We start from the raw sequence: 9858 nt of genomic DNA on the forward strand, positions 1-9858 counted from the left end.
GGCAACGACCTTCGACAAAACCTCGATCCGCTGCAGATCGCGCTCGCTCATCGCAATCAGTCCCATCGGCAATCTCCCGCGTCGCCAAAACGCGGGCAGAGTGACATTCTAACTTTGCAGAAACAGGACATTCCAACTTTGCGGCTACACGCTAAAGTCGCGTAATCCATCTTATGGAACTTCCGTGCAAGATCGCTGTGTCTCTGCGCCAGTCCGCAAAAAGCAATGTTAGCAGATCAGGCAGCCCACATCGGCGCCATCGGTGAGTTTGCACCTTCGCGGGGAAGCCAACATAGAGCGAGAATACACCGGCAAATTGCACCTAGTGGCCGGTTCTGGATAGTCGTAAGAACTCTTGAGGCACCAAGATTGCCGGACCTGCTGGTTGAAGTTTCCAGCAAGTCACTCGCGTCTTGATCCCGACCTCTGTGCCTCCATCGCCAGGCAGGGAGACTGCCAGGATGATCCTACTCCAGGCCGAGCCGTTGCCTCCTTCTTGTTGCCCAGGCGGTGATCAGCTGGTCGGCGGTCAGGCCCATGAAGGCGACGCAGAGGCCGAGTACCAGGCCTTTGCCGGCGTCATTAAAGGTCAGTGCCCGGAAGATCTCCTGGCCGATGTCCTTGGTGCCGATGAAGGCTGCGATGATGACCATGAACAGCGCGAACATGATGGTCTGGTTGATGCCGAGCATGATCTCGGGGAAAGCCAGCGGCATGCGGATGTTCCATAGGAGCTGTCGCCTGGTGCAGCCCGAGGTGATGCCGGCCTCGACGATTTCGGACGGCACGTTGCGCAGTCCGAAGATGGTGTAGCGCACGATCGGGATCATCGCATAGATGATGATGGCCGAGATCGCGGCGACATCGCCGACCTTGAACAGCATGATGACGGGGATCAGGTAGATGAACGAGGGGAAGGTCTGAAAGGTGTCGCACAACAGCCTGACGATGCCGGTACGGCGCTCGGTGCGCGAAGCCCAGATGCCGAGCGGCAGGCCGATCAGGACGCAGATCAGCACGGCGACCGTCACCATATAGGCGGTGATCAGCGAACGCTCCCAATAGCCGGCAAAGGCGATGAACAACACGAAGCCGGAAACAATGAGGGCCAGGCGCAGGCCGCCGAGCGACCAGCCGGCTGCCGCGACAAGTGCAACCATCGCCGTCCATGGAATGCTCTGGAACAGGTCGCGCACAGGGATCAGCACGTAGAGCAGCATGGCATTGCGTAGATATTGCAGCGGTTCGTAGAAGGTCACCGTGACCCAGCCAACGAGCGCGTCCCAGAACGGCGCGGTGCTGAGCGTGAGGCTGGCTGGCCAGGCCTGCGCATAGGGCGTGACGAGCGAAAGTACGAGCGAACCGAAGATGACCAAAGCCGCGGCCGAGAAGAAGGGGAAGCGCTGTAGGAATGTGGAATCGGCCGCCACGTGCGATGGCTCTTTGTGGGCTGCCGCCCGGCTCAACTGATCGAGCGTGATTGCCATCAAGACGATCGCAACTCCGCTTTCCAGTGCCTGGCCGATCTTGAGTGCCTGCAGCCGGAACAAAAGATCGTGCCCGAGGCCCCTAGCGCCGACAAAGGATGCGATCACTACCATTGCCAGGCACTGCATGATGACTTGATTGACGCCGACGAGCAGCGCTTGCCTGGCAGCGGGAATTTCGACCATCCACAACGTCTGGAAACGCGTGCAGCCCGCCATTTTGCCGGCCTCGCGGATCTCTTCGGCAACACCCTTCAGTCCAAGGATTGTGAGCCTTGCCATTGGCGGGATGGCGAAGATGACAGTGGCAATGGCGCCAGCTTTGTGACCGACACCGATGAAGACGGCGATTGGGATCAGATAGGAAAAATGCGGCAGCGACTGCAGCACGTTGAGCAGCGGCACGACCATCGCCTCGAACCAAGGCTTTTTGACCGCCATGATGCCGATCGCCAAGCCGACGAGGCCAGCGATGGGTGCGGCGACAAGCACTACAGACAGCGTGATCATCGACAGTTCCCATTTGCCGAAGATCGCCATGTAGGCAACACAGCCTGCCGCCAGCGCGCCTAGCCGCCAATCTCTCAGATAGCAGCCCAGTACGCCCGACAGACCGGCGACCATGACCCACGGCATCGCGGGCACGCCGATTTGCGGGAAGCCGGCGACCAGCAGGCCTTCGACGAAGGCCAAAGGCCAGGTAATGAGTTCAGCAATCCAGCGCGTCAGGTCCTTGAACGAGAACAGCCCGAACATCGCGTCGTCTCGCATATGCTCGACTAGCGTATTTGCCCAGTCGACGAATGGGACGGTCCAGGCCTTGGGCACCTTCACCGCCCATTCGGGAAGCAGCGAGGCGGCCAACATCAGGATGATAAAGGGCAACACGACGAGCAGCGGCTTAGACATGCCGGCAAGGGTCTTGGGTTGCTCCATTTCTTCTGGGCGGGTCAGCGTCGTTGTGGTCATGCGCACTGTTCCCTGCCGTAGAGCGCATCGATCAGGCTGTCGCGGCTCAGTGTGCCGACCAAGGCGCCCCCGTCGTCGACAACATCGACAGGGCGCTCGGACATCAACACCTGGCGGGCGACGCTTGCCAAAAGCGCCTGCGCTTGGACGGCGGCCGCGTCAGGGGCGCGTGACGATGCGGGTGCCATAACGGCGCGCACCGACATCAGGCGATCATGGGCGACGTTGCGGGTAAATTCGGCGACATAAGGGGTCGCTGGACAGGTGACGAGTTCTTCCGCCGTGCCAAGCTGTTCGACGACGCCGTCCTTCATGATGGCGATCCTGTCAGCAACGCGGATCGCCTCGTCGAAGTCATGGGTGATGAAGACGATTGTCTTGTTGAGCACCTGCTGGAGGCGCAGGAACTCGTCCTGCATCTCCCTGCGGATCAACGGGTCGAGTGCCGAAAACGGCTCGTCGAGAAACCAGACGTCGGGACCCACGGCAAGCGAGCGGGCAATGCCGACACGCTGTTGCTGGCCGCCCGAGAGTTCGCGGGGATAGTAGCCCTCGCGTCCCTTCAAGCCGACGAGCTCGATCACTTCGCGTGCGCGCGCCTCGCGTTTGTTACGGTCGGTACCCCTGACCTGGAGCGGGAAGGCGACATTGTCGAGCACCGTGCGATGCGGCAGCAAGGCGAAATGCTGGAACACCATGCCCATCTTGTGGCGCCTGAGTTCGATCATCTCGCGCTCGGACGCTGCGAGAATGTCCTGGCCCTCGAACATCACCTCCCCGGCCGTCGGCTCGATGAGGCGGGCGAGGCAGCGCAGCAAGGTTGACTTGCCGGAGCCCGACAGGCCCATGACGACGAGAATTTCACCGGGCATCACTTCGAAGGACACATTGCGGACTGCAGGGATGTAGCCTTCAGCCCTTATGGCTTCGATCGAAGGGCTGCCGCCTTGGCGGCGCAGAAAGCCGGCAGGATCAGAGCCGTAGAGCTTCCAAAGGTTGCGGCATGCGATTTTTGCTTCGGTCATGTCGAGTTTGCCTCTCGCCAAAGTGGCCGATGGGTGCGCGCGGCGAGGTGACGCCTGCATTTTGCAAGCGTCACGACACCACGACACGACTTTTTCGATGCAGGAGTTAGCTGGCGGAACCGAGCCAGGCCTTCCAACGCGCCTCGTTGTCAGCCAACCATTTGTCGGCGGCCTGCTCAGGCTCCATGTTGTCGATGTCAGCCAGCTTGGCTTGAACAGCGATGTCCATGTTGGTGAAGTTGATCTTCTGCAGGATGCCGTAAGCCTTGGGCCACTTGGTGGGGAATTCCTTCCAGGCGGCGATCTTCAGATAGCCGTCTTTCGGGTTGCCGCAGTCGTAGCTCAGTTCCTTGTTGGTGCCCCAGGACGGATCGTCCTTGCATTTCGGGTCGAAGGCCGGGAACTCGACGAACTTGCCGTCGTAAAGCGCTTCGACGAAGTTCGGCGTCCAGTTGAACAGGACGATCGGCTCCTTGCGCTTGACGGCGGAATCGAGTTCCGCCCACAGTGCCGCGGACGAGCCAGCGTTGACGACTTCAAAGTTCAAGCCGAGGGCTTCGACGCGCTCGGCGTCATGCTTCAGCCAGTCGACCGGGCCACCGAGGAAGCGGCCCTTCGGGGCGGTCTCAGCCGTAGAGAACTTGTCGGCACAGGCATTCAACGCCTCCCAGGCGGGCAATCCGGGGCAAACTTCTTCGACATAGGTGGGGTACCACCACTCCTCGCGCGTCTTGGCATCGTGGGTGGCGGCATCGACGACGCAGCCCTCCTTGAGCACCTTCTGGAACGCAACGCCGAAGGCGCCCTCCCAGACTTCGTGAACCAGGCTGACGTCGCCTTCGCAAAGTGCCGTGTAGACGACCTGGCTGTCGGCGGAGACATATTCGACCTTGGCCCCGCCCTTTTCGAGCAGCTTGCCGACGATATGGGCGCCAACGATCTGGCTCGACCAATTGTGGGTCGGGATCTTGATGGCGTCTGTGGAATCCTCGGCGAAAGCCGTGCCCGCCGCGAAGGCCAGGATCGTGGCCATGGCTGCAGACTTCGTGAACTTGCTCATTGAAGCTCCCATTGTTTTGTGTTGCGATCGTTCCCGTGGAGTTTCGGACGTTGGCTCTATGGGCCTGTTCCTTTTCCGCTCCAGCCCCGCAAACATAGCGGTGAGAAGTGAACCGGTGTCGGGCGGGGTGTAAAAGTCGTGGTCTGACTTGTGAAAAGATGTTAATCAGCAATGGGAGGACAAGATGGTATGCGGGCTCAACATCACATCGTGATCGTGGAGGATGACCAGGTCACGCGGGCAAAACTTGCCGGCTATTTCCTGGCGGAGGGCTACAAGGTCAGCGAAGCGGGCGACGGCGAGCAGATGCGCACCATCATGGCACGGCATCCGGCCGACCTGTTGATGATCGACATCAATCTGCCCGGCGAGGATGGGCTCAAGCTTACCCGCGAGCAGCGCGAACGCTCCGATGTCGGCATTATTCTGGTCACCGGAAGAACCGATACTGTCGATCGCATCGTTGGTCTCGAAATCGGCGCCGACGACTACGTGACCAAGCCGGTCGAGCATCGCGAGCTGCTCGCTCGCGTGAAAGGCCTTCTGCGCCGAGTCGGCAAGGGCCGGCAACCTGCGATCACTGCAAGCTCACGCCATTTCTACGGCTGGACGCTCGAAGTGTCGCGCCGCACGTTGCAGGCGGCCGACGGCACTTTCGTCGAGCTGACGGGCGCCGAATTCAAACTCCTGTCAGTGTTAACAGCCAATCCTGGCCAGGTTCTGTCGCGCGAGCGCCTGCTGCACGAGATATCGCGGCGCGAATGGGACGCCAGCGACCGTACCGTCGATGTGCTGGTGCGACGACTGCGCCAGAAGCTGAACGACAATCCCCGCGCGCCCCGCATCATCGTCACTGCCCATGGCGAGGGCTATTTCTTCGCACCTGACGCCAGTCAGGCGCCTCGGGGGGCTGCAAACTTTTAGGGCCCCTGCCCTGGTGGACCTCAGGCCGATTGCGCCGGAGCGCTCTCCAGCATCTTTTCCCATTGCCGCGTGCCCTCGGCAAAGGCTGCCTCGCACGCATTGACCATGCGCGTCAGCTCGGCAAGGGACGCTGCGACCGACGCGGTTTCGAGCGCCTCGGCAGACTTCAGCAGGCGCGGAAATCCAAGCGAACCGGCCGAACTTCGCGTCGCATGGGCAAGCTCCCGGATGGCTTCGCGATCACCGGCTTTCACGGCCTCATGCATCGAGCGAAAACGCTTGGGCAGGCTATCATGAGCGATGCGATGCAGACGTTGTACCGTCTCAGAACCGAGTGCTGCGAGATCGGCCTGGCAGGCCGTTGTGTCCAAGGCCGCGAACGCTGCCGTGGCAGGACCCAACCGATCGGCGAGAGTGGCAATCGCGTCGAGCAGGTGCTCATGCACGATCGGTTTTGCAACGAAGGCATCGACGCCTGAATCGAGATAGCGATCGACGTCGGTCTTGAACACATGCGCCGACATGGCAACGACAGGCAGGCCGGGCGATGAAAGCTCGGCCCGTATCCGTTTCATCGTCTCGATCCCGTCGATGCCGGGCAGGCTGACATCCATCACCACGACGTCCGGCTTGAAATCGGCGATCGCTTCGAGGGCCAGATAGCCAGAACTCACGGCCTTCACATGGTGACCTGCCTGGGACAGCAAGGTGGTAGAGACCAGCCGCGTCGCATCGTCGTCCTCAACCACCAGAATATTGCGTGGCAGCAAGGCAGGCGCGCGCCTCCGGCGGTGTTTTTCGGCAGCAAGGTTTGCGCCGACGGCCTTGTCCAGCACCAGTTCGAGCGTGAATACACTGCCCTTGCCGGCCTGCGGGCCGACCACCAGATCGGCTCCCATGAGCCGGGCAAACTCGCGGCTGATGGCCAGGCCCAAGCCGGTGCCGCCAAATCGACGGGTGATTGTGGCATCCATCTGGGTGAAGGCCTGAAAGATGTCCTCTTGTCGTTCCGGCGAGATGCCGATACCGGTGTCCGAAACGACAAGGCGCAAGCTCTGCGCCTGCTTGGCGTCGGCTACGAGCTTGACCTCGACCAGCACTTGGCCGTGCTCGGTGAACTTGATTGCGTTGCTGACCAGATTAAACAGGATCTGGCGTATCTTGCCGGCGTCGGCGGTAAAGGCGGGCGCGAGTTTCGGGTCGATTTCGAGCCTCAGTTCGAGGCCCTTTTCGGTCGCCATCGGCCGCATGAAGGCGACCACCCCGGTGACCAACTTCGATAGATCGAAATCAACCTTTTCGAGGGCGATACTGCCCGACTCGACCTTGGAGTAGTCGAGGATGGTGTTCAGGATTCCGAGCAACGCTTCACCGGAATTCGCCGCGACCGAGAGGTGTTCGCGCTGTTTGGGATCAAGCCTGGTGTCGGCAAGCAGCCGCATCATGCCCAGCATGCCGGTCATCGGCGTTCGTATCTCGTGGCTCATGGTGGCGAGGAAGGCCGATTTGGCGCTGCTCGCCTGTTCGGCCCTGGTTCGCGCCTCACCATGGTCGATCGCCTCCTTGCGCAACCGCGTATTGACCTGCCTGATCTGCTCGGTCTGTTCTTCGACCAGTTGTTGCAGCTCTTCGCGGTGCCGCCTGAGTTCATCGGTGATGCGCTCGCGCTCCTGCTCCAGTTCGAGCCGCCGGCGCGATTCATCGCGGAACTGGTTGACGGCGACCGCCATGGTGCGCAGTTCGTCGTCCCCGGTATCGGTCACCGTGACATCAAGGTCGCCGGCGGTCAGCCGCTGCATGGCGCGCGACAATCCGCTCAAACGCCGGACAAGATTGCGCTCGACATAAAGCCAGACGATCGCACCCGAAACCAGCACCGCGCCGATCAGGGTGACGATGAGCACGATGACACCGATCCGCACCGCGTCGTCGGCGCGGTTCGCGGTGGTTTTGGCGAACTCGTCGGAGCGGTCAAGGACGTCCCTGGCGACCTGATTTTGCGTCACGGCAAGATCGCGATTGGCCTGGGCCATGGCGTCTAGATCGCCAGCAAGGTCGATGACGTGCTGGCGGCGGCCGAAGATCGATCCCGACACCGGCGCATCACCTGCGGCGGCTTCGATGGCGCCGAAGATCTCCATGCCCTGCTTGCGCCGCACCGGATCGTCGATGCTGAGGATGCGGCGCCGGATGACCTTCACATGATCCTGGAAGATACCGCTGATCTCGCTGATCTCAGCTTTCGACTCGGCCCGGCTCAATCGGTTGATCAACAGGCTCACCTGCGCGCTGCGATGGCGAAGTTCGTACATGCGCTCCATCAGATAGATGTCGTGCTCGATCAGCCTATCTACGGCGCTGTAGGCATCCTCGCGGCGCTCCGGGTCGCCGATCAGCCCGTAGAGATTGGCCGTCACCGCCGAGGCGCCGGCCGAGGCGTTGGAGATCAATGTCTCCGACAACAGCAAGATCGATTGCGCTGCTGCAGCTGTGGCCTCAGCACCGTCACGATAGGCCTTGTCTTCTTCGAGCCTTTGACGGACCAGCTCATTGTTCTGCTTGAGGTTGGCAAGCATCTTTTCGACCGAGCCGGCGAACTCCTCGACTAGCTTGGGATCGATCGACAGGCGTCTGACTTCGGCCAGCGACTTGACGATCTCCTGCGACAACCCCGCTAGCTTTGCCTGTTCGGCCAGCAACTCGTCGCGCGAGCGCACGGCTGCAAGTGCGGGGGCGGTAGCGACCAGCTTGGCGCTCAGCTCGGCCGTGTGCTGGGTCGCGGCTACCGCAGGCAGTGCCTGGGCATTCACCACGGCTTGGGCAGCGGCGATGTTGCGCAGGATCAGCCAGCTGGCGATGCCGGACGACAGAGACAAACCAGTGATGCACAAGAAGGCGAGGAACAACCTTCCGCCGATGCCGAACCTATGAAGCATGGCTCATATAACCATGGTTTGCGCTGCCAGCGTAAGCTGTCTAGCGTAAGCGGATGAAATCCCAAGCACGTCGTCATCGCTGGAGCTTCATTGTCGCAGGATTTCTGGCGCTTGGCGCGAGCAGTCCTGCCCGGGCACAGGAAGGTGCGGTCAGCTGGAGGCTGAACGCCTGGGACCCGCCATTCGACTATTCCCGCCCGCCGACGGAGATCGACTATCAGCCGGTCGCCAAGGCCGCCAAGCCCTGGCGGATCTGCGCTTCCTATCCGCATCTGAAGGATTCCTACTGGGTCAGCGTCAACTACGGCATGGTGGAGCAGGCGCGCTCGGCGGGCGTCAAGCTGACGGTCGTGGAGGCTGGCGGCTATCCCAATCTCGAGCGGCAGATCGAACAGATCCGGACCTGCAGCGCCACTGCCGACGCGCTGATCGTCGGTACGGTTTCTTATGAAGGGCTGACGCCGACCATCGAGGAAATTGCCCGTCGCATCCCGGTCATTGCCACGGTCAATGACATTGACGACGCTGGGATCACGGCGAAATCGGGCGTCTCCTGGGAAGAGATGGGCCAGTCGATAGGCGCCTATCTCGCCCGCCTTCATCCGGCCGGGACCATGCCGGTCAAAGTGGCATGGTTTCCCGGGCCCAAGGGTGCGGGCTGGGTCAAGTTCGTTGAAGCAGGATTCCAGCGGGCGCTGAAGCAGAGCTCGGCCCAGATCGCCGCCGTCAAATGGGGCGACACAGGGCTCGAGATCCAGCTGTTGCTGATCGAGGAACTGCTCGAGACGCAGCCCGATATCGACTACATCGTAGGCAGCGCGCCGACCGCAGACGCCGCGGTCAGTATCCTGAGGGCCCAGGGCCGGGCGAACCACATCCAGATCCTGGCCGATTACTTCACCCATGGTACATTCCGGGAAATCAACCGGGGTAAGGTTGTGGCAGCACCCACGGATTCGCCGCCGCTGCAAGGCCGCATTGCCATCGACCAGGCGATCCGGGCGATCGAAGGCACGCTTAGCTATCGTCATGTCGGCCCGCCGCTCCAAGTGATCGACCGGACCAATGTTCAATCGCTCGACCTGGAGCGGAGCCTCGCACCGGCCTGGTTCAAGCCAACCTTCGAGGTCCAGTGAGGCGGCGTGCCGCTGTCCGGTCACAACTTTTCACATAACGCTTGCTGATTTTTACTTATCTCGGCGGACTGGTTCACAGCCGGCAAGTAGTCTGTTTCGATCATCTGCCTCAGGCAGGTTGCTGCATGGAGGCCGTGATGGCTGTGACGGACGCTTCATATCCCGTCGTGACGGCTGGTCCGCCGCGGCCGAGCCTGATCCTGCAGCCCGGGCTGCTTGTGCCCGGCACGGAGCGCTATCACGTGCCCGGCTTGGGTGCGGTGCTGTTTGAGGTCGAGGCCGGCGACAGGATCACCATCCGCAATGCCGAAGGCGGCCAGG

7 protein-coding genes are annotated in these 9858 nt (G+C 61.5%); 3 read left to right on the forward strand and 4 right to left on the reverse strand.

Features of this window, described 5'->3' with window-relative positions:
* Positions 1 to 467: 467 nt before the first annotated feature.
* The 3 genes from AC1DLV_RS29835 to AC1DLV_RS29845 all read right to left on the reverse strand — a co-directional run bounded on the left by AC1DLV_RS29835 (position 468) and on the right by AC1DLV_RS29845 (position 4541).
* Entirely contained in the window at positions 468 to 2456 is a 1989-nt protein-coding gene (locus tag AC1DLV_RS29835; RefSeq protein WP_476803574.1) for an ABC transporter permease, read from the reverse strand.
* Positions 2453 to 3481: a quaternary amine ABC transporter ATP-binding protein gene (locus tag AC1DLV_RS29840; RefSeq protein WP_476803575.1), complete on the reverse strand. Its 1029-nt coding sequence runs from the start codon at positions 3479 to 3481 to the stop codon at positions 2453 to 2455. Before AC1DLV_RS29840 ends, AC1DLV_RS29835 begins: the two co-directional genes overlap by 4 nt.
* A gap of 106 nt (positions 3482 to 3587) precedes the next feature.
* Positions 3588 to 4541, reverse strand: a complete 954-nt coding sequence (locus tag AC1DLV_RS29845) for an ABC transporter substrate-binding protein (RefSeq protein ID WP_476803576.1) — start codon at positions 4539 to 4541, stop codon at positions 3588 to 3590.
* A 189-nt stretch (positions 4542 to 4730) separates the two neighbouring features.
* On the opposite strand from AC1DLV_RS29845, the gene torR reads away from it, so the two are divergent.
* Positions 4731 to 5465 (forward strand): two-component system response regulator TorR, encoded by a 735-nt coding sequence (gene torR / locus AC1DLV_RS29850; RefSeq protein ID WP_476803577.1) that lies wholly within the window; start codon positions 4731 to 4733, stop codon positions 5463 to 5465.
* A 20-nt stretch (positions 5466 to 5485) separates the two neighbouring features.
* Here the strand turns inward: torR and AC1DLV_RS29855 are convergent, their stop codons facing one another.
* Complete coding sequence (locus tag AC1DLV_RS29855; protein WP_476803578.1) at positions 5486 to 8401, reverse strand: ATP-binding protein; 2916 nt, start codon at positions 8399 to 8401, stop codon at positions 5486 to 5488.
* Positions 8402 to 8454: 53 nt separating this feature from the next.
* On the opposite strand from AC1DLV_RS29855, the gene torT reads away from it, so the two are divergent.
* Together torT and AC1DLV_RS29865 are read left to right on the forward strand one after the other, a co-directional pair.
* Positions 8455 to 9537: a TMAO reductase system periplasmic protein TorT gene (gene torT, locus AC1DLV_RS29860; RefSeq protein WP_476803579.1), complete on the forward strand. Its 1083-nt coding sequence runs from the start codon at positions 8455 to 8457 to the stop codon at positions 9535 to 9537.
* Positions 9538 to 9674: 137 nt separating this feature from the next.
* Positions 9675 to 9858, forward strand: a 184-nt coding sequence (locus AC1DLV_RS29865; RefSeq protein WP_476803580.1) for a hypothetical protein, incomplete at its 3' end; no start/stop codon positions are given.

This window comes from Aminobacter sp. 01T433 (genome assembly GCF_056398585.1).

Excerpts from the sequence above, each read along its gene's own strand:
- torR (WP_476803577.1), top strand. The coding sequence starts at position 4,731 with ATGCGGGCTCAACATCACATCGTGATCGTGGAGGATGACCAGGTCACG.
- torT (WP_476803579.1), top strand. The coding sequence starts at position 8,455 with ATGAAATCCCAAGCACGTCGTCATCGCTGGAGCTTCATTGTCGCAGGA.
- AC1DLV_RS29845 (WP_476803576.1), bottom strand. The coding sequence starts at position 4,541 with ATGAGCAAGTTCACGAAGTCTGCAGCCATGGCCACGATCCTGGCCTTC.
- AC1DLV_RS29840 (WP_476803575.1), bottom strand. The coding sequence starts at position 3,481 with ATGACCGAAGCAAAAATCGCATGCCGCAACCTTTGGAAGCTCTACGGC.
- AC1DLV_RS29835 (WP_476803574.1), bottom strand. The coding sequence starts at position 2,456 with ATGACCACAACGACGCTGACCCGCCCAGAAGAAATGGAGCAACCCAAG.
- AC1DLV_RS29855 (WP_476803578.1), bottom strand. The coding sequence starts at position 8,401 with ATGCTTCATAGGTTCGGCATCGGCGGAAGGTTGTTCCTCGCCTTCTTG.